25 protein-coding genes and 2 pseudogenes are annotated in these 21,881 nt (G+C 60.9%); 12 read left to right on the forward strand and 15 right to left on the reverse strand.

Annotated elements, in window-relative coordinates:
- Positions 1–111: 111 nt before the first annotated feature.
- Complete coding sequence (locus tag ACQKDV_RS01380; protein WP_427782003.1) at positions 112–420, reverse strand: zf-TFIIB domain-containing protein; 309 nt, start codon at positions 418–420, stop codon at positions 112–114.
- Between the two features lie 146 nt (positions 421–566).
- On the opposite strand from ACQKDV_RS01380, the gene ACQKDV_RS01385 reads away from it, so the two are divergent.
- Together ACQKDV_RS01385 and ACQKDV_RS01390 are read left to right on the forward strand one after the other, a co-directional pair.
- Positions 567–1,337, forward strand: a complete 771-nt coding sequence (locus ACQKDV_RS01385; protein ID WP_427782004.1) for a CPBP family glutamic-type intramembrane protease — start codon at positions 567–569, stop codon at positions 1,335–1,337.
- An 81-nt stretch (positions 1,338–1,418) separates the two neighbouring features.
- The gene (locus ACQKDV_RS01390) at positions 1,419–1,841 is read left to right on the forward strand and encodes a response regulator (protein ID WP_427782005.1); all 423 of its coding nucleotides are present in this window, start codon (positions 1,419–1,421) and stop codon (positions 1,839–1,841) included.
- A 91-nt stretch (positions 1,842–1,932) separates the two neighbouring features.
- Here ACQKDV_RS01390 and ACQKDV_RS01395 read toward each other — a convergent pair whose 3' ends face one another.
- The gene (locus tag ACQKDV_RS01395; RefSeq protein WP_427782006.1) at positions 1,933–2,775 is read right to left on the reverse strand and encodes an alpha/beta hydrolase; all 843 of its coding nucleotides are present in this window, start codon (positions 2,773–2,775) and stop codon (positions 1,933–1,935) included.
- An 825-nt stretch (positions 2,776–3,600) separates the two neighbouring features.
- On the opposite strand from ACQKDV_RS01395, the gene ACQKDV_RS01400 reads away from it, so the two are divergent.
- Positions 3,601–3,918 (forward strand): hypothetical protein, encoded by a 318-nt coding sequence (locus tag ACQKDV_RS01400; RefSeq protein WP_427782007.1) that lies wholly within the window; start codon positions 3,601–3,603, stop codon positions 3,916–3,918.
- 196 nt (positions 3,919–4,114) lie between these two features.
- Entirely contained in the window at positions 4,115–4,576 is a 462-nt protein-coding gene (locus ACQKDV_RS01405; RefSeq protein ID WP_427782008.1) for a hypothetical protein, read from the forward strand.
- Between the two features lie 14 nt (positions 4,577–4,590).
- On the opposite strand, the gene ACQKDV_RS01410 is transcribed toward ACQKDV_RS01405, so the two are convergent.
- From ACQKDV_RS01410 to ACQKDV_RS01420, 3 genes are all read right to left on the reverse strand, one after another.
- Positions 4,591–4,767 carry a hypothetical protein gene (locus ACQKDV_RS01410; protein ID WP_427782009.1) on the reverse strand — a complete coding sequence of 59 codons (177 nt, stop codon included), beginning with the start codon at positions 4,765–4,767 and terminating at the stop codon, positions 4,591–4,593.
- An 87-nt stretch (positions 4,768–4,854) separates the two neighbouring features.
- Complete coding sequence (locus ACQKDV_RS01415) at positions 4,855–5,076, reverse strand: hypothetical protein (protein ID WP_427782010.1); 222 nt, start codon at positions 5,074–5,076, stop codon at positions 4,855–4,857.
- A 722-nt stretch (positions 5,077–5,798) separates the two neighbouring features.
- Positions 5,799–6,206: a hypothetical protein gene (locus tag ACQKDV_RS01420; RefSeq protein ID WP_427782011.1), complete on the reverse strand. Its 408-nt coding sequence runs from the start codon at positions 6,204–6,206 to the stop codon at positions 5,799–5,801.
- 264 nt (positions 6,207–6,470) lie between these two features.
- On the opposite strand from ACQKDV_RS01420, the gene ACQKDV_RS01425 reads away from it, so the two are divergent.
- The 3 genes from ACQKDV_RS01425 (at position 6,471) to ACQKDV_RS01435 (ending at position 8,890) form a co-directional block, all read left to right on the forward strand.
- The gene (locus ACQKDV_RS01425; RefSeq protein WP_427782012.1) at positions 6,471–7,100 is read left to right on the forward strand and encodes a hypothetical protein; all 630 of its coding nucleotides are present in this window, start codon (positions 6,471–6,473) and stop codon (positions 7,098–7,100) included.
- Positions 7,081–8,217 carry a helix-turn-helix domain-containing protein gene (locus ACQKDV_RS01430; protein ID WP_427782013.1) on the forward strand — a complete coding sequence of 379 codons (1,137 nt, stop codon included), beginning with the start codon at positions 7,081–7,083 and terminating at the stop codon, positions 8,215–8,217. Before ACQKDV_RS01425 ends, ACQKDV_RS01430 begins: the two co-directional genes overlap by 20 nt.
- Positions 8,218–8,380: 163 nt before the next feature.
- Positions 8,381–8,890 carry a hypothetical protein gene (locus ACQKDV_RS01435; RefSeq protein ID WP_427782014.1) on the forward strand — a complete coding sequence of 170 codons (510 nt, stop codon included), beginning with the start codon at positions 8,381–8,383 and terminating at the stop codon, positions 8,888–8,890.
- A gap of 196 nt (positions 8,891–9,086) precedes the next feature.
- Here the strand turns inward: ACQKDV_RS01435 and ACQKDV_RS01440 are convergent, their stop codons facing one another.
- From ACQKDV_RS01440 to ACQKDV_RS01450, 3 genes are all read right to left on the reverse strand, one after another.
- Positions 9,087–9,275, reverse strand: a complete 189-nt coding sequence (locus ACQKDV_RS01440) for a hypothetical protein (RefSeq protein ID WP_427782015.1) — start codon at positions 9,273–9,275, stop codon at positions 9,087–9,089.
- A complete protein-coding gene (locus ACQKDV_RS01445) occupies positions 9,275–10,147 on the reverse strand; it encodes a phage terminase large subunit family protein (RefSeq protein WP_427782016.1) in 873 nt (290 codons plus the stop codon). Before ACQKDV_RS01445 ends, ACQKDV_RS01440 begins: the two co-directional genes overlap by 1 nt.
- Positions 10,148–10,744: 597 nt before the next feature.
- Positions 10,745–11,002 (reverse strand): hypothetical protein, encoded by a 258-nt coding sequence (locus tag ACQKDV_RS01450; RefSeq protein ID WP_427782017.1) that lies wholly within the window; start codon positions 11,000–11,002, stop codon positions 10,745–10,747.
- A 57-nt stretch (positions 11,003–11,059) separates the two neighbouring features.
- Here ACQKDV_RS01450 and ACQKDV_RS01455 point away from each other — a divergent pair, with 57 nt between their 5' ends.
- The gene (locus tag ACQKDV_RS01455) at positions 11,060–11,890 is read left to right on the forward strand and encodes a site-specific integrase (RefSeq protein ID WP_427782018.1); all 831 of its coding nucleotides are present in this window, start codon (positions 11,060–11,062) and stop codon (positions 11,888–11,890) included.
- Here the strand turns inward: ACQKDV_RS01455 and ACQKDV_RS01460 are convergent.
- The gene (locus ACQKDV_RS01460) at positions 11,887–13,437 is read right to left on the reverse strand and encodes an ATP-dependent nuclease (RefSeq protein WP_427782019.1); all 1,551 of its coding nucleotides are present in this window, start codon (positions 13,435–13,437) and stop codon (positions 11,887–11,889) included. The genes ACQKDV_RS01455 and ACQKDV_RS01460 overlap by 4 nt on opposite strands.
- A gap of 331 nt (positions 13,438–13,768) precedes the next feature.
- Here ACQKDV_RS01460 and ACQKDV_RS01465 point away from each other — a divergent pair, with 331 nt between their 5' ends.
- Complete coding sequence (locus ACQKDV_RS01465; protein WP_427782020.1) at positions 13,769–15,118, forward strand: tyrosine-type recombinase/integrase; 1,350 nt, start codon at positions 13,769–13,771, stop codon at positions 15,116–15,118.
- Here ACQKDV_RS01465 and ACQKDV_RS01470 read toward each other — a convergent pair.
- The 4 genes and pseudogenes from ACQKDV_RS01470 to ACQKDV_RS01485 form a co-directional block, all read right to left on the reverse strand.
- Positions 15,108–15,761, reverse strand: coding sequence for a hypothetical protein (locus ACQKDV_RS01470; RefSeq protein ID WP_427782089.1), 654 nt, complete (start codon positions 15,759–15,761; stop codon positions 15,108–15,110). The genes ACQKDV_RS01465 and ACQKDV_RS01470 overlap by 11 nt on opposite strands.
- Positions 15,762–15,905: 144 nt before the next feature.
- Positions 15,906–16,214: pseudogene (locus tag ACQKDV_RS01475) on the reverse strand (MBL fold metallo-hydrolase); the annotation flags it as partial.
- The gene (locus ACQKDV_RS01480; RefSeq protein WP_427782021.1) at positions 16,177–16,800 is read right to left on the reverse strand and encodes a hypothetical protein; all 624 of its coding nucleotides are present in this window, start codon (positions 16,798–16,800) and stop codon (positions 16,177–16,179) included. The gene ACQKDV_RS01480 and the pseudogene ACQKDV_RS01475, both read right to left, overlap by 38 nt.
- Complete coding sequence (locus tag ACQKDV_RS01485; RefSeq protein WP_427782022.1) at positions 16,784–17,455, reverse strand: hypothetical protein; 672 nt, start codon at positions 17,453–17,455, stop codon at positions 16,784–16,786. The genes ACQKDV_RS01480 and ACQKDV_RS01485 overlap by 17 nt, the downstream gene beginning before the upstream one ends.
- Before the next feature lie 565 nt (positions 17,456–18,020).
- Between ACQKDV_RS01485 and ACQKDV_RS01490 the strand changes: the two genes are divergently transcribed.
- Positions 18,021–18,503 (forward strand): LexA family protein, encoded by a 483-nt coding sequence (locus ACQKDV_RS01490; RefSeq protein ID WP_427782023.1) that lies wholly within the window; start codon positions 18,021–18,023, stop codon positions 18,501–18,503.
- Positions 18,487–19,737 carry a Y-family DNA polymerase gene (locus tag ACQKDV_RS01495; RefSeq protein ID WP_427782024.1) on the forward strand — a complete coding sequence of 417 codons (1,251 nt, stop codon included), beginning with the start codon at positions 18,487–18,489 and terminating at the stop codon, positions 19,735–19,737. Before ACQKDV_RS01490 ends, ACQKDV_RS01495 begins: the two co-directional genes overlap by 17 nt.
- A gap of 69 nt (positions 19,738–19,806) precedes the next feature.
- Here ACQKDV_RS01495 and ACQKDV_RS01500 read toward each other — a convergent pair whose 3' ends face one another.
- Positions 19,807–20,268, reverse strand: coding sequence for a hypothetical protein (locus tag ACQKDV_RS01500; RefSeq protein WP_427782025.1), 462 nt, complete (start codon positions 20,266–20,268; stop codon positions 19,807–19,809).
- A gap of 584 nt (positions 20,269–20,852) precedes the next feature.
- On the opposite strand from ACQKDV_RS01500, the pseudogene ACQKDV_RS01505 reads away from it, so the two are divergent.
- Positions 20,853–21,516, forward strand: a pseudogene (locus ACQKDV_RS01505) (SOS response-associated peptidase).
- Here the strand turns inward: ACQKDV_RS01505 and ACQKDV_RS01510 are convergent.
- Positions 21,513–21,881: a hypothetical protein gene (locus ACQKDV_RS01510; RefSeq protein WP_427782026.1), complete on the reverse strand. Its 369-nt coding sequence runs from the start codon at positions 21,879–21,881 to the stop codon at positions 21,513–21,515. The pseudogene ACQKDV_RS01505 and the gene ACQKDV_RS01510 overlap by 4 nt on opposite strands.

A 21,881-nucleotide genomic window follows, 5' to 3' on the forward strand; every position in this document is an offset into this window, starting at 1 on the left:
TCACCGGGGGAATTGTGCCTGATCAGGGCACCGTTCCGAGACACAAGAGTCGAGCCATGCTCGACTGCTGGCGGCAAGAGCCAGTCGAGCATGGCTCGACTCTACAAAACGTTAGAAATCGAACAGCTCCGACAGGAAGCTCTCCTTCTTCTTTTTCCTGTACCCGTGGCCATGCTGCCCGCGGTTGTCGTCGTAACGCTGCCCCAGATGGCGGGTATCACGATGCATCACCGGTGCAGCCACCTGCGGCGCCGCCTGCACCGGTGCCTGCACCGGCACGGCAGCCCCTGCCCGCTCGATGATCTTGTCCAGCTCACCACGGTCCAGCCACACGCCGCGGCAGCCCGGACAGTAGTCGATTTCGATGCCGTGGCGCTCGGCCATCTGCAGGGTCTGGGTGGTACACACGGGGCACTGCATGGCGTGGCTCCTGTTGGTCAGGCTCCGACTGTACCTGCGCATCCATGACTGTGGGACAACATGACCGATGGCATAGGGACTTACGGCGCGTGCCCGCGCGATGTCCGCCGCCCACACTGCAGGCCTGTCCAGCAAGGAATGCGCACATGCCCCACCCCTCCCGCCCGCCCACCGCCATGCGCCTGCTGCTGGCCCTGCTCGGGGCGGGTCTTGGCCTGAACCTGCGCGACCTCAGCGCCGCCGCCGGCCTGCCCATCCCCGCGCTGCCCATGCCGTATGGCGGCAGCCTGCTCGACAACGCACTGGCGGTGCTCGTGGCGCTGCTGCTGGCGGCCCTGCTGCGTCCTCGTGGCATGGGCCTGGCAGCAAGCCTGGGCCTGCGCTGGAACGGCGCACGCGGACCGCTGTGGGTTCTGCTGGCCAGTCTGGTGTGCTGGCTGGGCCTGGCCGCGCTGGGTACACCCAATACCGCGCTGACCGTATTGGACGCCACGATGCTGGCGATGCTGTTCCCGGTGGCCGAAGAGGTGCTGTTCCGTGGCCTCGGCTTCGTACTGCTGGTGAAGATCGTGCGCGGCCCCTGGGCGCTGCTCGCGCTGCCGCAGGCGCTGCTGTTCGGCATGGTGCACTGGCTGGGCTTCGGTGGCGTCGAAGGCGGCAGCCTGGCCATGTTCGTCGGTGCGGTCATCGCACTGGGCGGCTTCATCTTCGCCTGGCTTGACCATCTGGACGGCGACACCCTGTGGTGCGGCCTGGTGCTGCACGTATCGATGAACCTGGCGTGGAACGTGTTCAGCCTTGATGACGCGGTGGCGCTGGGCTGGCAGGCCACCAGCCTGCGCATCGGCACTGCGGTGCTGGCGGTTGTCGTATTGAGCCTGCACAGGCGCCAGAAACGTGCTGTAACGCTGCGTTAGCCCGCCCTGCACGCGGGTATCACTGCACGGTCGAGCATACTTGCGCGCCTTTTCACCGTTGCTGTCCGGAGTTGTCGCGTCATGTTGCTGTCCAAGCGCCACGTTGAACCCCGCGTCCTGCTGATCGAGGACGCCGAGGAAACCCGCGAGCTGAGCCGCATGGCGCTGGAAAGCCAGGCCTGCCACGTGGTGGGCGTGAGCTCGGCCGAAGCCGCGCTGGGCCTGCTGGCGGCCGGTGAGCGCTTCGACCTGCTGTTCACCGACGTCAACCTGGGCCTGGTCAGCGGCATCGAAGCCGCCAACCAGGTGCGTGGCCTGTATCCGTACCTGCCCATCCTGGTCACCTCGGGCATGGACCAGCACGCCGTGCTGCCGCAGCTGCGTGATGGCATCCACTTCCTGCCCAAGCCGTATAACATGAGCGAACTGCTCGATGCCATCCGGCTGTGCTTCCGCCACGCCAACGCCGGCGTGTTGACCGGGCCGGACGCGCAGGCGGCCTGAGGCATTCATCCACGCATGGCGTGGTTCTACCGGAACAGGCGCACGCATGGCGTGGATGGCGTTCCCCTTGGGCCACTGCTGTACGGTTTCTTCAGGGCTGTTCAGGCGCGGGCGCCGGGAACAGCGTGCGCAGTGCCTGCAACGCAGCGGGATGGTAGATCGTGGCGTGGGTCTCTTCCGGTAGCGGCTGGTATTTCACCAACAGCGAAGGCGAGGCCCGCTGCAGCAGCGTGGCCAGCTGCGCCGTGCCCTGCGCCAGTTCCGGCTGGCCGCTGCTGGCCAGGAACACACGCGGGCCAGCCTTGGCAACAGTCGGCAACTGCTTCGATGCCGCAGCCAGCAACGCGCCCTTGTTCCACCACAGGCTGGGGTCCAGCGCGATATAGCTGTTGAACAGGGTCGGCTCCTGCAGCAGCGTCTCCACCACGAACAGGCCCGCCAGCGATTCACCGATCAACGCTCGCTCGTCGGTGGTCGGATAGCGCTGGCGCACCTGCGGCATCAGCTCATCGCGCAGGAATGCGCGGTAGGCGGCAGAGCCACCAATGCGTGGGGCGATCTTCTGATCCTGCGGGTCGCTGCTGGGACCGGTCATGTCACGGCGGCGCTCGGTGTTCTCAATGCCCACCAGCAGGAACGGACGCATGCTGAAGTTGGCGGTCAGCACCTGCACCAGCCCGGCCACGTGCAGGAAATCCTCGCCGATACCACCGTCGGGCATGTACAGCACCGGCAGCGGTGCCTTCGGAGCCAGGCCCCAGGGCTGCGGGCGGTACACATTGATACGGCGGGTTTCGCCCAGCGCCTTCGACGCGAGGGTGAAGGTCTCACCGATCACCAGGGGCGCAGCCTGCGTGGAAGGTACCGGTTCGGCGGCCATCAGCGGCGCTGTGGAAACGGCGGACAACAGCAGCGACAGCACGATCAAGCGCATGGGGCGACCCATCCTGGGAAAGACGCCGATCATAGCGCCCTGACGGATCTTTGCGCCGCTGGTCGACGAGGACCAGCGCCATGCGTTGATGAAGGCAACCACGATTCACCGTACAACGCGTGTGTCGCAGGAACACGTCTGTCCCAGCCCTGGAAGGCAGGAAGCGACAGAACAGGGGGGTGCTACCATGCAGGCACTCCCTCAAAAGAACTTGGTGCATGGGCGGCTTGAGCATCTGGCACGTGATCATTCTTCTGGCAATCGTCGCAATCCCGGTCGGCATTGCGTTCGGCATAGCCGCGATCGTCCGCAGACGAAAGTAGATCTACGCCACGCGTGGATGATTCTCCCGACGACTGTCGCATCTGGACCGGTGCAGGACGCCCACCGGCTCGCCGCCGACAATAGAAGTGAGGCCAGCTTTGTACGCGCTGGCTCACAGTCGACAGCTGCCAGCACGTCACTTGCGACGCTCTTCAGCGTAATCCGCCAAACGCTTCCGCAGATGCGTCGCGCGTTGTCGTTTGTTGCATCAGAGAGGCCTGCGACAATCCAACGTCGCGTTGGGACCTCGCATCACTTTCGGAAAACTCCGATTGAATTCCGAGCGCGGGCGTAACCACCATGCAGCGCCACTGACAATGGGTGGCAGCGGGCCTGCAAGCCACTGATGGCGGTAAGCATGTTGTTTGCGCTCACCCGCCGGCGGGTGATCCGTCGGCTCTGCCGGGTATCCAGGCGCAGTAGGGGCACCACCCTCGGACGCCGGCCCACACGGGGTCCGGACCGCTGTACAGTCAGGTTGCTACCTTCAAGGAGGTTCCTATGTTGAATGTGCTGATCATTGCCGCACTGGCTGCGGGCCCCGCGGCATCCGCGCCGTATGCCGATTGCCTGCTGGGCAACATCCAGCCCGGCCTGACCGACCGCGCGGTTCAGTTGGTGCAACAGGCCTGTGCCGCGAAGTACCCGGACAGTTTTGCCGCCGCGATTGAACTGGAGCGGCAACAGAGTTCTCAGCGGCAGGCGCAGTTCGATGCAGATCGTGCTGCAGCGCTGCGGTCTGCCAATGCGGCGGCTACTGCGGCACAGGCCGCGGCGGATCGTGAGGCGGCACGGGCCAGAAACGCTCAGGCAAAGTAGGTTGCGGGGGTAAGCAGCAGTTGACGGGGCAGAACCAAACCACGCCGGCGTGGCCGGCAAAGAAGTCGATCAACGACTGTGGGCTTGGCGCCCCCAGCAGTGCTTCGGTCACCTCTTCGGCCGCAATCGCCGCTGCCTTGCTGCGCGGGAACATCGCCTGTTCATAGGCGGCCAACACCGTTTCCGTGTCGTCGCCATGCGCCAACAGCGCAGTGGCCAGTTCCGCGCCATCGAACAGGGCGAGATTGGCGTGCAGCGCGCCGTTGGGTCACGATGCACCAGGATGGGCGCCGCGCTGGCTGTCGCGGCAGGCGAACTGGCGCGGGTGCAGGTCCTGGAAGCGCTGGGCCAGCAGCGGCGTGCACTGGGCGTGGATGACGCCGGCCAGTGGTCGACCACCCAGGCGCTGATGAGTTACATCCTGGGCACGGGTGGCCAGCACGCCGCACGTGCTCAGCTGGCACGGCAGCAGAGACTGGAGCGCACGCACGCACTGACGGAGGTTGCGCAGACCAGGAACGAACTGGAGGCCGATGCCTGTTCCTTCACCCACAGCATGGTGCCGCAGTTGCCACACCATGATGATCGTGCGGACGTCACGGCGGGCGTTGATCTGATACTGAGTGGTATTGCACAGCGAACTGCCGCGGAGCGCTGAAGCTTGGCGCAGGCTCAACCCGCCGAGCAGGCGACGTCCATCACTGCAGCATTCAGAGTGCCTGGCTGCACCGGCACGGGATCCAAAGGCCGCGCTTCGCCACCGAGATACTCGTTGCCCTCGCTGAGTTCCAGACTCGAGAGATGCGCCACGGTGTGCTTCCGGCAGTCATAGCGTGATCGCACATCCATGTATCGCGTCTGGGAGTGAACCTTGAGGTCATCGGGTACAGCGTCAAGAACGTTGCGGATCGACAGCGTGACCGAGTCACCCTCACGTTACAGCTTCTGCTGCCGGTCGATATAGATCTTGGATGACGCGCTGCTGCCCAGGTAGTACCAGCGCTCTGGTGATTTGACTCCATTCGCTCGGTCAGACGCCGGCGTGCCTGCATCCTGCTGCGTTGCGCCCGTTCTTTCGGCTGCATGAGCCGAAGCACAGCCCACAGCCACAGTGGCCGGAAAAGTGGCGCCAACGCGCTTCAATTCAACAAACGTCATGTACGTGCTGCTCCTTGTTGTGACACGGGTCCAAGTATGCCGTTCGACCGAGCGGCCGTGTCCGCTATTTCCTGAATGGGCTGCTACGTATCGCCCGTGCAACGCCGGAACAAACAGCAGCTATCGACGCTCGTGTGCCGAGCGCGTGCACGGGTTGAATCCATGCGACGCGCACGGTTACCGACCTGATAAGTACTCTGAATGCAGGCATCAATTGAAAAGAGCAAAGGCCTGTACAGACAAGAAGGATTCTTCCGGCGACATCCGCCAAGCACAAAAGCAGCTTGGCCAATCATCAGTGGTTATGACGGAAAGCTACACACGGGCAAGTCCTTTCGTGGATCGCTTGTCTTGGACTCAGACGTCCCTTCTGACCGAATCCGCCTCGATGGACCTTGACTCTGGCCCATGAGAAAAGCCGGGCGCCATACGTACGGTTGAGTCAACCGCCTGCTTTTGCGGAAAAGAACGCCGATTGCGGAAAAGAAAAAGGGCTCCGGATTGCTCCGAAACCCTTGTATCGCATTGGTGGGCCGTGATGGATTCAAACCATCGACCAAAAGATTAAAAGTCCGCCTGACTCTTATCACAAATCAAAGGCTTGCATTGAATCCATTTCTGGAAGCCGACCGCCTGAGCCATTGCGGCGCAAGGGGGCGATGCGGAGTTTTCTGGAAGTAAAGCCGTCAGACGCGAGGGTGCTGCCGCCCCCTCGCACTCAGCTACCTCTTCCTCGGATCCGTCGCCCCGGGCTTGGTCTCCGCCGACGGCCGGATCGACTTCAGTGCTGCCACCACCCGGGCGGAGGCAGCCGCAGCCGCCTCGTCCAGGCGGTGGGTTTGCTGCTGTTGCTCGCGGGTCGGAGGCAAGGCCGGCAGCGCCCGCGTTGGCTTGATGGGTGTGTTGTCCGTCAGGCGGACGACCGCGTCTCGCAGCGGCAGGTCCGGCAACAGTCTGGCGGCGCACCAGCGCTCGGCGAAACGCTTGCCCTGACGGATGCTGGCGACCGGGGCGTTCTTGGTCTGCCACATCTTCAGGGCATTCATGTGCAGGCGGTAGCCACCCTCGCGGGTCGGGGTGACACTGGCCACCTCGCGCCCGTTCCACCACAGCGCCCAGCGCTCGCCCATCTGGACCCAGCCGGACGGGATGGGGGCAGTGCGGAAGCCTTGGTAGCCTAGCGAGGGAAGCATGGCCGGAAGAATACGACCGGCCGTCGCAGATCCTGCGAATGCCGACGGCATCAATTCCGACGTACTTGACAAAGCTGGAATTTGGAAGATACTCGCAATTACAAATCTCGCGAATGGAACATTCAAATGTCCGATCCGACAAGTCCCAGCGCTGCCTCGCCTGATCTTTGCGACTCACGACTAGAGGTCGTAGCCGGGCTCATGCTTGAAGTGCTCGCAAAAGCCGCAGAAGCGACAAGCACAGAGTTAGATTGCTCCTATTCGCGCGCAGTCCTGTCTTGGGCCTGGATAAAGAATGCTTTGCTCCGGATGGCCGGATCGAACACTCACGATTGGCTGTCAATCCGGCACAGCGGCAATGATCTGATCGTCGGTGTTGGATCGGTCCCAGTACGCTTCTTCATCATCGCGGACCATAGCAAGCCAACGAAGCGACGGATCCTATGCCCAACTGAAGCCGAGACCGTACAGTTGTGTGAGATGGGGCAAGGCTCTTTTGCCGGCGCAGGTTTCAGCGTCGACGGTCTGCCCACACTCTGGCGGTTCATCGTCGAGCGCGCCAAGACGGATGAAGATGAGAGCAGAGTATTTTTCGTTGGATACGATGCCTACGGAAGCATTCAAGCCAAATGGCAGTTCACTGAATCTGTTCGCATGTTCCATTCGACTGATGCAGTTATTCCTAGCGCTACTGAGCTGGATCCCATCAGCCTCGCACCGATTTACGGCGAAGCCGATAACGAGAGCAGCGTTGATGAAGTGGAGCCTGCAATCGAATTGATCCCAGACCTTTCTGCTGCAACGAATCCGAATGAACGCGCCGCCTCTTAATCCCCAACTCAATTTCCAGCAGGCAGAGTTCAATGGTGGACAGTTGCGAGTTGCCCGCCATTTCTGGGGAATGACCCTCCAAGACGTTGCTGACTCGATATCCACTACGCGGCAGTTCGTTTCCCAGCTTGAAACGGGTAAGGCGAAGCCTAATAGATCTGACGCTATCATCCAGGCGCTGGCAGATGCTGTAGAGGTTCATCCTGATTTTCTGTTCCGCATTGGGCGTGATCAGCTCAACGAAGAGCAGACTCACTTTAGAAAGCTGGCGTCCACGAAGGCCAGTACGCGCCAGACAGTTTTGGCGCGCGGAACAGTCTTCGGCCAGCTAGTCAACTTCATTGCTAAGCGCGTGCGTCTTCCACAAGTGAACATCCCCGACCACTCTGGTTGCACAACAGCCGAGCAGATTGAACGCGCAGCAGAACTTACTAGAGCGCACTGGGGCCTTGGACTTGGTCCAATTTCTCACATGATTCGGGTTGTCGAGCATGCAGGAATAGTGGTTGCGTTCTTCAACGAAGCCTCTGCGCAAGTGGATGCCCTTTCCATTGCATCCAAGCGTCCGGTTATTGTTAGGAACGACGCAAAGAGAAGCCCCTTTAGACAGCGATTTGATATCGCGCACGAGCTTGGCCATCTAGTACTACATGAAGGACAGGTTACCGGCGACAGAAAGACTGAAAGCGAAGCCAACCGGTTCGCCTCCGCGTTTCTTTTGCCACGGTCTACGTTCGCCAAGGCCTTCCCGAGGAAAGGCGGTCGCCTCGACTGGGCGGGGATAAGACAGTTGAAATTGACATTTGGCGCGAGCAAGGCAGCGATCATCTATAGGGCTCGATCGCTCGATCTCATTGACGAGGACCAGTATCGAAGCGCAGTAATCACCCTAAAGAACAGGGGCGAGGCCATTGAAGAAGCGGAGGATGCACTAGTCGCCAAGGAAGTCAGTGAACTTATACCAAAGTCCTTGGACGTACTACGAAATGCACACGGCATTAGCTTCTCGGACTTGGCAAATGCGCTATTGGTTTCACCTGACTTTCTCAAACAGATTGTTGCCCGGCCAGCAGACGACGCGCCCATAAGGAAAGCTGCATTGAGGATTGTTCACTGACCAGAAGGCCTGGCGGCAGAGCAGTGCTCTGCATGTAGGGCGACCCTCTTTCCTAGTGCGCCGGCACGACGCTGCTAAGGCACCTCTGGCCTATTGACAGCGGAAGTGTCAAATCTGAGTTCCCACCTCTCTCCACCATAACAGGCCAAGCCGAACAACAACCATGCAAGTTGCCGCCCAGAACTACTTCGAATTGATTGTGGAGCCTACTTGCTGTGAGTACTTTGAGCGCCCATGGGATTTCCGCTTAGGGGTTCTGTCAATCATTGTGACTTCGCACATGGTCGACTACTGGGTAATGGAGGGTTACGAAGGAACATCATCCATGAATGATATGCGTGCCGCGATAGACCAAGGCCGAGAGCTGCTCACCCATCTCCATCCAGGCTTGCAAGCGCTTAGAGATGCCGCTGATGCTGCCAAACATGGAAAGCTCGCAACGTTGAAGGCAACCCGTCAGATCACTAGCGCAGACCAGATTCAGGTAACGCCTGGCCTTTTCCACGCTCCTTTTGGCCAAGGCGTTTTCGCGGAGGCTATGGATATCTACTTCGATAACCCGAACGGCAAACGCGTGAGCGTGCGCGAGCTTGTTACAGGAGCCTTGAAATTCTGGCGGAAGGAATTGGGTATCGATCACTCCACATCGGACACTTGTAGATCCGACCAATGATGTCGGCTTCCTACACGTCCCGGGCACGGTTGGCCAGAATACCCTTCGGCCATGTGCGGCAGATTCGTCCAGCTCCGCGTTGTCGACTTCGCTGCTGGCTAGCACGCCTCCGTCCATGGAGGGGTACCGCGTGAGCCGGGCGGTCAACACCCCCCGAAACAACGCCGAGGGGCTTCTGGGACCTGTCGTCTGATCCCTACAGCAGCGCCGCTTGCCTATCATCCCAGCTCTTGATAATCAGCTCGCCGAACTTGCGACCCCTGCCCTGCCCGCCGCCAATGGTGTAATCGAGCTGCAGCGGCACCATGTCGAACTCGTCGAACACCTCACGGATCTGCGGGTGGTCGTTGATCGACACCACGAACCGGCCAACAGCACTACGCATCAGCCCCGCCATCGCCTCGTACTCGCTGAACGGGAAATCCAACCCGTAGCCCTCGGTCTCCCAATACGGCGGGTCCAGATAGAACAGCGTGCCGGATCGGTCATACCGCCGCACGCAGTCCTGCCAAGGCAGGCACTCGATGATGGTGTTCGCCAGACGTAGAACCGCTCATCCGCCTGCGAGTATCGGGTGTCCACCAGGCTGAAGCCCTTGAGCTTCGGGGTGCTTCCGGCCACCAGCTTGGGGAAGGTCGCACCTTCCAGACGCTTGGCCGCCAGTGAGTCCGGCGCGCCCTCCTTCTCGATGTCGTTGTCGAAGGCATCAAGCTCATCGAGCAACGCGACATCCACAGAGATGCGACGGTAATTCTTCGCCGCCTTGCCACCGCGCACGCGCAGCAACGAGCCGATGAACTTCTTCTGCTGCAGCGTGTTGTCCTTGTGCCGGGCCAAGTAGGCCGGGAAAACTGCGCGCATGCAATCTACGTCGCGCAGCATCGGCTCCAACTCTGACTTCACGAAGTCATCGGAGTCGTCATCGGTCGGCTGCCAGATGCATTGGTTCCGGCGTCGGTGCTCTGCGTTGTAGCCAAGGAAGGCGAGCAGGATCTTGGTGTAGCCAACACGCGCCGACTTCTTCACCGAGACCTCGGCCACGTCGTCGTTGCTGATCACTGCCATCATTCCGCGCTGGAACGGCCAGGGGGTCCACTTCTGCTCGACGTAGCTCGATTCGGCGGAGAGATAGAAGTGCTCCCGAGCCCAGGCTTCCAGAGTGATCGGCTCCTGTACCGCCCAGGATGCGAGCCCGCGCTGGAGATGGCGCTCCACAGCCTGCAGCTGGCTCGCATCGATTCCACGAAGAAGCGTCATTCGCCTTGATCCTCGGCATCCGCCAGCGTCGCCGTGGCCGCGTCCTCATCGGCGTCATCATCGGCAGCCACTCATCGCCTGCAGCACCATCAGCCAGCACGCCACGACGCACCAGGTCGCTGACTGCCTGCTGGGAAATGCCCACCAGATCCCCGAAGGCGCCCTGTTTCATCGGGCTGCTCAGATCAGAAACCACTACAACCCCCTTGGAAATGCTTCATGACTAGGCACAAATTGCGCGACCGAATACCCGTGGAATCTGAGGCCGGGGAGGACCCATCGACCCACCCCCTCCCCCCTGCCTCACCCGGCCCACCCACCACCCGATGATTCGCGTGGAACATGGTGGCCGTCCTGACCGTCCCGACCATCACGGCGAGGTCTGGACGCTCGGAAGCCTTCGCGTTTCTAGGCTGTCCACACTGTCCATACCGTCCACACCTATTTTTTTGATTTGAGTAATTGAGAAGTGAGCCGATGTGTCGGTACATGTACGCGCGCGAGAAAAGGTGTGGACGGTCGGGACGGCGCTGTCGCAGTAGGCGGCAGGTCTGGTCAGTGGTTTGGACGGGTGTGGACGGAGCCGGGGAGGTCTGGTCAGAAGTCAGGTCCACTGGGGGCCTCCTGCCTTGACCGCTGAGCGGTTGCCAGCCAGTCATCGATCGTGAGGCCAGGCCTGAACCACCGCGGCTCTCGCCCACCATCGGGCCACCGCCTGCGCTGCTGCTCCCAGCCCAGCGTCTTCATGATGGCCGCCACGCGCATCTGCTCGGGCTTGCCGTGCTTTCCGGGGTCCAAGCCGATGGCGTACGTCAGCAGGTTGTCCGTGGTTGCCCAGTCGATCTCCGACGCCATCGCCAGGCGTATCGGGTAGCCGCGGGCACCCGTGACGACTACGAGTCAGCGCGGAACGTGCTTATCAACTACCCCACAAACTTGGGCGTGCCATTCGGCAAGCTCCAGGTGGCAAAGCTTCGGAATCACAATTTCCAGCGCCTGGTCGACAAGATCGAATCCGCAGGCACGCCTACCAAGGCAAACAAGGTACTGCGTTACTCACGCTTGGTGTTTCGCTGGGCTCTCAATCGGGGCATCGTTGACCACAATCCCGCACAGGGGCTGGAGCAGGCGAAGGAGCGTAAGCGCCAGCGGCTTCCTACCGATGCAGCCTATGCGAAGTTGCTGGCATTCGCCCACGAGCGCTCCATGCGAACGGCCAGGACCGAGGGCTCGGTACCGCCCTACCTGTGGATGATCATGGAGTTGGGCTACCTCTGCAGACTGCGCGGCATTGAGACGCTCACGCTGACCGAGGCGCAAGGCACGACCGAAGGGCTACACACTAATAGACGCAAGCGCAGCCGCGACAACCTAGTGGAGTGGACACCGCGTCTACGAAACGCGTGGGATGCCGCTATCGCACGCCGCGAAGCCATCATCGATCGCCACAGCTTGCCAGTGCAGTTGCAAGCCGATCAGCGCCACCTGTTCCTTGCTGAGCATGGCGAGCCCCTGCAGAAGACTAGCCTGGACAGCACTTGGCAGCGCTTCATCCAGCTCGCAATTAGCGCCGGCGTCCTTTTGGCAGAGGAACGCTTCAGCCTGCACGACCTCAAACGGAAGGGTGGCACAGACACCGCGGGCAACCGCGCCGACAGGCAGGATGCACTTGGGGTCACAGATGCCATGATGAAGGTGTACGACAAAAGCATTCCAAGGGTGCGACCGGCTGGCAAGGACTAAACAGTTGGCGCGGGTGTCGCAGGCCGGAATGGCAGCGGTGGAAGTTGTGCACGTGGATGCAGAATCAAATCGATCTGGGCGACGAGCGCTTTCGCCTGCACTTCGTGGCCGTCAATCCAGGCCGATGCCAATCGATCAATTAGCTGCGGTCGCGGCATGCACAGCTCTTCAGACAGAGCTGCGAGAATTCGCTTGGCGCGATCACTTCCACTCGATGCTAGGCCAGCTCTCTCCGCCACCGCATAGGCAGCACGCAAATCATGTATGAGCGCCTCACCTCTTAAGAGATTTGCACTTTCAAGCAATTGAGCCTCTGGGGCTAGAGTTCCGGGCAAGGAAACGAGACCAGAAACTACAGAGCCGCCGATATCTGAGTCACGAACACCGACTACACGACATCCCTCAGCGGTGAAGGCTCTAACAAGATTTCTAACCTGATCGGTGTCACCTACGACAACGACCTTAGCGGTTCGTAAAAGGCTACGGTTGTATCGCCTAAGCAGCTCGGTTAACAACTGCTTCGCGACATCATCCTCAACAAGGATGAGCTCACCGCCGAGATGCACGGCGCCGGCAAGCTCTCTCGCTGCAGCAATATCAGGAGCACGCGGCACTACCCGCGTACCATCGATATGCCGAGCTAAGAGAATGCGGGCATCGGCAGGAACCGCGTTAAAAATTACCGTAGAGTGTGTCGTCACAATTATCTGATGACCTTTCCGCTTGGCTACGTTCATCAGGTACCAAGCCAAGCCGTGTTGTGCATCAGGGTGCAGGGTAATCTCCGGCTCTTCCAGGAGAACTAGAGACCGGGGAGGAAGCGCCTCAATAGCGGTCACCATGCGCACGACTTTTTGCTCGCCAGCTCCCATGTGCGGCTCGCCGTAGGAACGGTTTCCGCGGCGAACTTCTGACACCGTATCGCTCCAATGATCTCCCGCGGTACCGACCTCGTGAGTGCACCCGGCGTCGTAAGTAGCGCCGAGGATGGTGGAAATACTTTGAAGGATCTCAGGCGTGAAATCAGTGGTTCGTCGTATACCGATCTTTGCACCCAACAGATTTAACCGATCCTTTTTCTCGATTCTTGGGGAAAAGTAGCCTACCCCATAGAACACGGCCGGGCGTGTTGGATTCCCACGCCGCGGGTAGCCCCATCGCTTCGTACTTGCGACGTAGGGGATCTGCAAAGGGTTAGCCTCTCCTTCGAATTGAAACTCAACGCTGGCAACCGCGCCATAGATCGGCGACTGCGCACCTAGTGCATGGCGCACCCACTCCCCGATCCTGTAGTTTCGTCCGCCACCCCGGGGATTCTGGTACGCAGCCGAGCAGAGCTGGAGGATGGTCGTCTTGCCACTGCCGTTCGTGCCCGCGATCACCGTCACTGGCCACTCGAAGCTCAAAGAGATATCCCGGATACCTCTCACGCCAGTAGCGTGAAAGTGGCGTATGACATTGCCGAATCGACCCCGCCGCGCAGGGTCAGGCTTCCATGCAGCGTCGATACCCTCGACTTCTCTGATCATCTCGTTATTGGTCGGCATCCTTTCCCCCTGTTCAATCCGCAGACACGGCGCGCCTACCGAACGAGCCGGACAGCATCGTACAGCCTCAATTGGTTGAATTACGGAGGAAATTACGGATGAGACGAAAAAAGCGCCACGAGGGCGCTTTAAGTCATTGATTGCATTGGTGGGCCGTGATGGATTCGAACCATCGACCAAAAGATTAAAAGTCCCGAACGACGCGTCTCAGGGCGTTGCTGCCGGATCGCACCGTTAAGGTAAATCGCTGATTTTACAAAGCTTAGCGTTTCAACCAGTCCCAACTGGCATCCTGCGTTCCCACGCAATGTAGGCACCATGTAGGCACCAGATGGCAAAGGGAAAGGGACAGCTCACGGCTCGCGGCTTGGCCGCGCTGGCAACTGGGGAATGGGCGAACGACGCCGCCACGCACGGCGCTGGGGTGCTGCAGGCACGCAAGCTCGCATCCGGCGCCATCAGCTTCTACTACCGCTACACCGGCCCGAACCGGAAGCAGGATCGTCTCTCGCTGGGTAGCACCCTGACGCTGGCCGAGGCGCGTGCCGAGGCGGCCGTGCTGGCTCGCCGCTATCAGGCCGGGGAGCGGGACTTGCGCGGCGCCCTCTTGGCTGACGAGGCCGCGGCAGCGCGCGAGCTGGCGCTAGCCAACGCCGCAGCATCGGCTCGAAGTGCAGCCACGCTAGGTGCCCTGATGAATGCCTATGTGTCCAGCTTGAAGGACGCAGGCAAGATCAGCGCCGGCAATGTTGGCAAGGCCGTCACGCTGCACATCGAGAGGGCCTGGCCCGCGCTCTGGGAGCGGCCCGCATCGGAAATTGAGCTCGATGACCTGATCCCCGTCCTGGCAAGGCTGGTGCGCCTCAAGAAGCTGCGCGAGGCCGGCAAGATTCGCTCGTACCTCCGGGCTGCCTACGCTGCTGCCATCCGCGCGAAGCAGGATGCGGCAGCACCTGATTCGCTGCGCGCTGTGAACCTCTCCCGCAACCCTGCCCAGGATCTCGCTACCGTCGACAGCGGCACACCACGCGAGCATGCCCTGTCCGTCGCCGAACTTCGCGCGTACTGGCGCCGGATCGTCGCGCTACCTGGCGCGCGCGGCGCGATGCTCCGTTTCCACCTGCTGATCGGTGCACAGCGAATCTCCCAGATGGCCAGGCTGGTGGCAACTGACATTGACCACGATCACCAGTCCATTCGCATCTTGGACATCAAGGGCCGGCGCAAGCGCCCTAGGGCGCACATCGTGCCGCTGATCCCGCAAGCGATGGCCGCACTGCAGGAGATGCAGGGTGAAAAGGCAGGCGCGTTCCTCTTCACCATCACCGACGGCATCGATCCGGCCACCTATCACGTCTTCCGGGGCCTTCTCGACCACGTGGTGGACGCCATGGACGCCGCCGGAGAGCTGGATGGGCCCCGCTTCACGCCGGGCGACCTTCGCCGAACTGTCGAGACGCGTCTGGCTGCAGCCGGCTACTCGGAAGAAGTGCGCGGACACGTCCAGTCCCATGGTCTGAGCGGCGTGCAGAAGCGGCACTACAACAAGTATGAATATGATGCTGAGAAACGCGACGCGATAGAGGCGCTATTTAATTTACTAAGCGACGGGGGTGGGACAGCAGTAACCACACAAGCAGCCACCTCGGAGACGTCATTTTTAAATACCACTACAATTTAGTTGCACCGTTAATTAGTGCAACGTCCCAGCTGCTCTGGCCACCTGCAATCACAGACCTACAACGGATAGCCCCGGGATCAGTGCGCTCTGTGTGTAGGCCGCCCTCGGTAACGTACTGAATTTCCTGCTCCACAATGGCGGGCTTTTTGAGTCGGGGTCGAACTAGAGGATTTTTAGCAGTTATGAAAGCATTAGCGGTGTGGTTGATGACAGCTTGCGCCTCCGCCGGCGAGGGAACTTGGCACTTTCCTCTGTGAAATGGCGTAAGAACGGCTACAGCATCCTGTGTAACGAACTGTTGCCATACTGCCGCGTTGTATCCAGTAACGGATCCATGATGAGGTATCTTGAACAAGGTACATGAAGTGCCGGATTTAGCCACCGTTGTTGTCAGCACCCCGTTCCACCCCAGTACGGGAGAATTGACATCCTCAAGGTCTGCACCCAGCAGAATATTAAAATCTCCAACACTGACCAACAGGACCATTGCAAGATGGTTAGGTGTCTGAGACTTTACATTTCCCATAGGCTCACCATCCTTAGGCATAAATTTCCCCAAAGATTGAATCGCCTTAATGGTTTCACCTGAAGAAGGGCTTAGCGCCCAAACTTCGAAATAACCCGCAGAGGTACTACCTTCCATGAGTCTTTTGTCAGCGCCCGCCAACTTAAGCTGAGGGGGAGGACTCATAGTGTAAATACTTCGAAGCTCACGCGCGCCGGAGGACAGGCGTCCTTCACCGTATCGCGCGGCCAGCAACATGAATTCGCGCTCCCCCAGCGCCTCTGGGATTACTACCGTGGCATTTGGAGACGCACTGACAAGGTCTGCCAAGCCCCTTACATGATCGTCATGCCAATGAGTTACGCAAATCAGCTCAATTGAGTCGGCGGCGACACCAATACTCTCCAGATAGTGAAGCGCGGCAGGCTTCCCCCCGCGCCCTTGCAGGCAGGAGTCCACCGTAATCCATCTGTTATCGCCTAAGTGAACGCAGATCGCTTCTCCATAGCGGGGACCTACTACTAGCACCTCGACCGTGTCGGCAGCTGGCGCGCTAAGCGCGCTCAAAGCGTAGTGATTTGAACAGCTCATCTGCCTCAGCCTCTGTCCTTTTTAAGTCATTCGCCGTCCATGCAGGCACTCGCCTGAAACGAATCATGCTCGAACGTGTCCGCCCTGAGGGTTTCGTTTCATAGCCAACATACCAGTAAAAAATAGCGCCAGGAACTATTAGATCAGCATCTTCCGGATCGAATTGATCAAGAGGAACGTAGGCAAAAGAGTCACCGGCGCTCCTATCGGTTTTATCGATGAGTTTTACGTATACTTTCCTTTCGTCCTCAAGCACATCCTCCACAACCCCTTCCCAGGCCTGAATGCTCACTGCCGTTGCAGAAAAAGATTTATGAGAAACGCGTACCGACGCTTCGCTAGCCCGCAAAGCGCCCAGTACTGCCTGAAGTCTTTCGGTTGAATCTTCGCCAGTTGTATATCTAGCCCCACTCTTGGCAAAGTAGGAAATTGCGGAAGCTGCTGATCTCTTCCAACTAGTCGCTAGTACGCCATCATCCCTATCCTCTAACGCTGCAGGCAATTTAAAAGAGGCAGACATAAAGCTAGTGCCGGAGTCAAGACCAGCATCAACTATCACTTGCGGATCATCATTTTCCCTGAGCACGCGACACCTCCAGTAGATGACTAGCGACCCTATCGAAATCCGCTCTTGAGCTTTCCCAGTACTCAGCGAGGCACTCTATCGCAAGGTCGGGCGACTTCACTTCTTTCGAGTCGAACGAGTAATGATCGTTATGAGAGATGATCGCCTGAAAATCTACTTCACCCGACAAATCGGGACGGACACTATAATTCCTAGTGCCGTCATAACCATCGGCTCGGTCAGTCTGCATGGCGACACCAAGCATGCCAGGGTTTTTCACGACATCCAGCCAAGGCGCTTTAGGCGCGAGAGTATGACCAAAATCATCGTATGATTGCCTATCGGGAAACTGAATAGCATATTCCCAATTCATACCCAACTGGCGAAAAGGCACTCGCGGCAAACAGTTTAAGCACCCGAGAGCCAGATCCCGAAGCACAGGGAAAAACGGCTCCTGCTCGGTTCTGAGCTGAATCCTCTCTGGGCGAACGTCGACGTTCAACCAATCATTCTTGAATAGTGAAATATTGGAGTTCACCATCTGAATTTCGGCCGAGTCAGCCTCTCGCCCCTTGATCAACCCGTTATTTTTAAACCACTCCGGATGAAACAACGCAGGGCTGACCGGGCCCACTAGGACCAGTGTCGCCGCGACTCTTGTCGGATTCAGCTTCATTTCGGGTTCCACGCCGAGGCCGGCGTCCTGCCTGCAAGGACTTCGTATACTACACTGATTGGCGCACAGACAACTGGCATGCTTGGCCCATGTGCTTAGGGAGCAATCGGGTCGCTTGAGGGGCCAGACCTCTCATGCCATCACACAGGGACCGCAGCACGCGCTGGGGACTTCGTCTAAAACGGCAGGTCATCTGGCAGGTCTAGGCCTGCCAAACGGCTGGCGGCGCGCTGATGGCCGCTGGCCGCCTGCCGGAGCCGTTGTGCGCTCCGCTGCCGTCGCGCTCGGGACCGCCAGCTACCGGACTTGTCCTGTTCAAGTGCCGATGCCTGCTGCAGCTTGACCGCAGCCTGGGCCTCCAACGAGGCCTGTTCATTCTGCCTTTTCGCCATTGGTGCAGGATGCCGGACCCCTGTCGCGGAGGCCGCGACTGGCGCGGAACAGGCAGCGTGGCGCTGGAACGCGTTCAGAAACGGGCGACGCCACCTCACGACCGGCCATTAGTAATTGTACTAATATGCGTGCCGTCTCGACTCGTGAGACACGCCGCTCCCAGAGTACGCCCATGCAGTCCCTCCCCTTCCCCCACACCTTGGCATGGCCCTTCGGGCCCGCCCTGATCGACGGCCCGGCGCAGTTCGTGCCACTTGCCGCCGCGCGCGCGCGGCTGGGCTTCCCCTCGCCGGCCGACGACTTCATGGATGAAGCGATCGACCTGCACCGCCTGCTGGTGCGCAACCCGGCCGCCACGTTCCTGTACCGGGCCGATGGCTGGTCCATGAGCGGCGCAGGCGTCAGCGATGGGGACATCCTGGTAGTGGACCGGTCGGTCACGCCGCTGGCCGGCGACCTGGTCATTGCCATCTGGGATGGCAACCAGCCCACCTGCAAGGTGCTGCAGCTGTTCGAGAGCCACATGGAGCTGCACTCGGCCAATCCAGACTTCCCGCCCATCGTCCTGGAGCAGCCCACCGAGGTGGAGGTGTTTGCCGTTGTGGGCGTGGTTCGCCAGGTGAAGCGCCGAGGCCCCTATGTTCGGGCTCGTTGACGGGAACAACTTCTACGCCAGCTGCGAGCGCGTGTTTCAGCCGGCACTGCGCGGCGTGCCGCTGGTGGTGCTGAGCAACAACGATGGCTGTGCGATCGCGAGATCGGCCGAGGCCAAGGCCCTGGGCATCAAGATGGGCCAGCCGGCCCACGAGCTGAAACACCTGGTGCGTCGCCACGGTCTGCAGATGCGCTCGGCGAACTTTGGCCTGTACGGCGACATGAGCGCTCGCGTCGTGACCATCCTACGAGAAGCCGCGCCCCGGGTGGAGGTCTACAGCATCGATGAAAGCTTCATCGATCTGGAGGGCGTGCGGGACCGCGAGCGGTTCGCCCGGGATCTGCGGCAGCGCGTGCACCGATGGACCGGCATACCCAACTGCATCGGCATCGGGCCGACAAAGACGCTGGCCAAGCTGGCCAACAAGGTGGCCAAGAGCGCCGACGGCGTGATCGACCTCGGGGACGCCGCCTACAGAGCCTCGGTGCTGCAGACCTTCCCCGTTGGTGATCTGTGGGGCGTTGGCCGCCGGCTGGCACCGCGGTTGGAAGCCATGGGCATCAGCACCGCGGCCGCTCTACGCGATGCGCCGGCGGACGACATCCAGGCCACCTTCGGGGTGACGCTCGCGCGCACCCAGCGCGAGCTGCAGGGGCACCCCTGCATGGAGCTGGAAGAGGTGGAGCCGGACCGGCAGCAGATCATGGTCAGCCGATCGTTCGCTGACCGAGTCGAGGATCACGAAGCAGTTGCCCAGGCGCTGGCCACCTTCGCCGTGCGCGCCTGCGAGAAGCTGCGTGCCCGGGGCTTGGTCACCGCCGGCGTGTGGGTGTTTGCGCAGTCCGACGTGTTCCGGCAGGAGCTGCGGCAGCACAACGCCAGTAGAACCGTGGGCCTGCCCGCGTCGACCGCAGACACCACCGTGGTGCTGGGTGTCGTGCGCAAGCTGCTGCGCGGCCTGCTCCGCGACGGCATCGGATACAAGAAGGCCGGCGTGGCGCTGCTCGACCTGGCCCGGCCGGATGAGCTGCAGGCGGATCTGTTCGGGCCGACGGTGGTCGGCAATGAGAGGCTGATGGCCACCATGGACCGGATCAACCAGAAGTTCGGCCGCGGCACGGCCGGCCTTGGCGCATCGGGTTGGCAGGCGCGGCCAGCGTGGGGCATGCGGCAGCACATGCTCTCGCCGAACTACACGACCTCCGTGCACGAGGTCCCGCCGGCGCGATGCTGATGCGTGGACCGAAGGCCCGAGGCTTGCACGAAGCCTGCGACCGCCTTCTGGCGGCCGCAGGGGTGTGGATCAGGCCTGGCCGCCCAGCTGCTCCAGCACGCTCTCCTTCCACTTCAGCTGCTGCACGTCCGTGCCAGCGAGCTGCTTCTTGTGGACCTGCAGCAGCACGCTGAAGGCCTTGCCGGCCTCAGTGGGGCACCACAGCCCGTCGCGCTTCTCCTGAAGGCCATGCTCCACCAGCAGGCGGTTGAACTTCTGGGGGGAAAGGCCCACGCGCCGACCGAGGTCGGTGGGCGTGAAGCAGCGGATGCCATCCACCTGTACTGCTACAGGCCCGGCCGACAGAGGGCCAGGGAGAAGCAGGGGGTATGCCTGATTGGCCGCTCCGACCAGGATCTCGGCAGGCACCTGCGTTGTCCGACTGGAGTGGAACAGAGAAAACCGTTCCATTTTTGAAAATTTTTCCAGCCCATCAATGGGCTTAACTTCTTGATCTTGTTGCATTGTCGCGTCTCCGTAGAGCCGGGACATGAACCACCAAACCGTTGACCTATTTCCTAAAGCCGATAAGATCAACGCCGTTCCCATTGTACGGCTGTAAGTCGCCTAGCAATGGAGCGGGACCAATGATCGACCCAATCGATCAGTGTTCTCTTGGTGGCCATGCCACCGGTAAAACCAGTTGAGGTTTGCGCAACCCTGAGGCAGTCCTGGAAAGAAGGCCTTAGGGTTTTGCGTTTCTGTCGCCAGGGAAATGGTGAAGTCAAGATCCCTGCTCGACGGGGCTCAAGATAGTGGGGGTGATGGGGGCCGTCAACGCCAAATGTAGTGAAATCTGGTAATCCCTTGCGCCGCAAGCGTCATGCCATCGGCGCCGCGCAGAGGTGGTCTAGACCTGCTTGGGAAGGCTGCGCAGTCAAGCCCGGAGCGCGTCACATCGGCGGTACAACGTGCTGCGGAAGCGGAACAGTGAAAGCCTCCCACGACACGCAGCCGGCGGCCATGGACGGTGCTGTGGATAACCAGCGGGCATCGGTGCAGGCCTGGATCGCACCCATCGTTGCTCGGCAAATTCATACACGCATCGCGCACGGCGGCGGGCATACCCTTGGGCCATGTGCGGCCGCTTCGTCCAGCTTCCCGTCGTCGACTTCGGCCTGCCCGACCTGGCGGACCTCGCCCCCGGCTTGGCCAGCATCGACCCGAGCTACAACTTAGCCCCGACCCAGCGGGCCTCGATCATCCTCGACCGCGGCGAAGGCCGACAGGTCACCAGGATGGCCTGGGGCCTGCTGCCGTTCTGGGCCAAGACCAAGGGCATGCAGGGCAAGGCGATCAACGCACGCATCGAGACAGTGGCCACCAAGCCGGCCTTCCGCACGGCCTTCAAGAAGCGCCGGTGCGTGATCCCCATGGCCGGGTACTACGAGTGGTCCGAGAAACCGGAGGACGGAAAGAAGGATCCGTGGTTCATCCACGCCGCCGGGCCGCTGCTGGCGGCCGGCCTGTGGGAGGACACGAGTCCCCTGCTGCCAGACGGCAACCTGGGCACCTTCACCATCATCACCGGCGACAGCAGCGGCGTTTCGGCGGACATTCACGACCGCATGCCGGTCTGGCTGCAGGCCGGCCAGGTCGATGACTGGATGGCAGCCAGCCCAGACGACGCCATGGCCATGCTGCTGGCCAGCGCGCCCCCCGTCCATGGAGGCCTACCGCGTCAGCCGGGCGGTGAACACGCCGCGAAACAACGGCGAGAAGTTGCTCGAGCCTGTTTAGTCGGTACCGGGTTGCAGTGAAACGCCTTCGGGCAGCGTGATCGGCGCAGGCGTGGTTGCCGCGTCCCACACCCGCTCCGTGGCAGCCTTGATCATCGCCATCAGCTTCCAGCCAGGCTCCACCAGCGTGCCCCCGGTCACCGGATCAGTGATCGTGTACTGGCCACCGATCAGTCCCGCAATGTCATCGCGCACGGTGCGCTCGAACGCACGGGTGTTGAGCATCTTGGTCTCACGATCCCAATCAACTCGCTCGAAGTGGAATAGCACCGGTCCGGTGTTGGTGCGGAAGTCCCACTGCACGTCGATGCGTGTGGCAAACAACTCCACTGCATTGCTGCCGCTCTCGGAAAGGACGAGGCTCAT

The organism is Stenotrophomonas sp. NPDC077659 (genome assembly GCF_050268705.1).
Lineage (GTDB): Bacteria > Pseudomonadota > Gammaproteobacteria > Xanthomonadales > Xanthomonadaceae > Stenotrophomonas.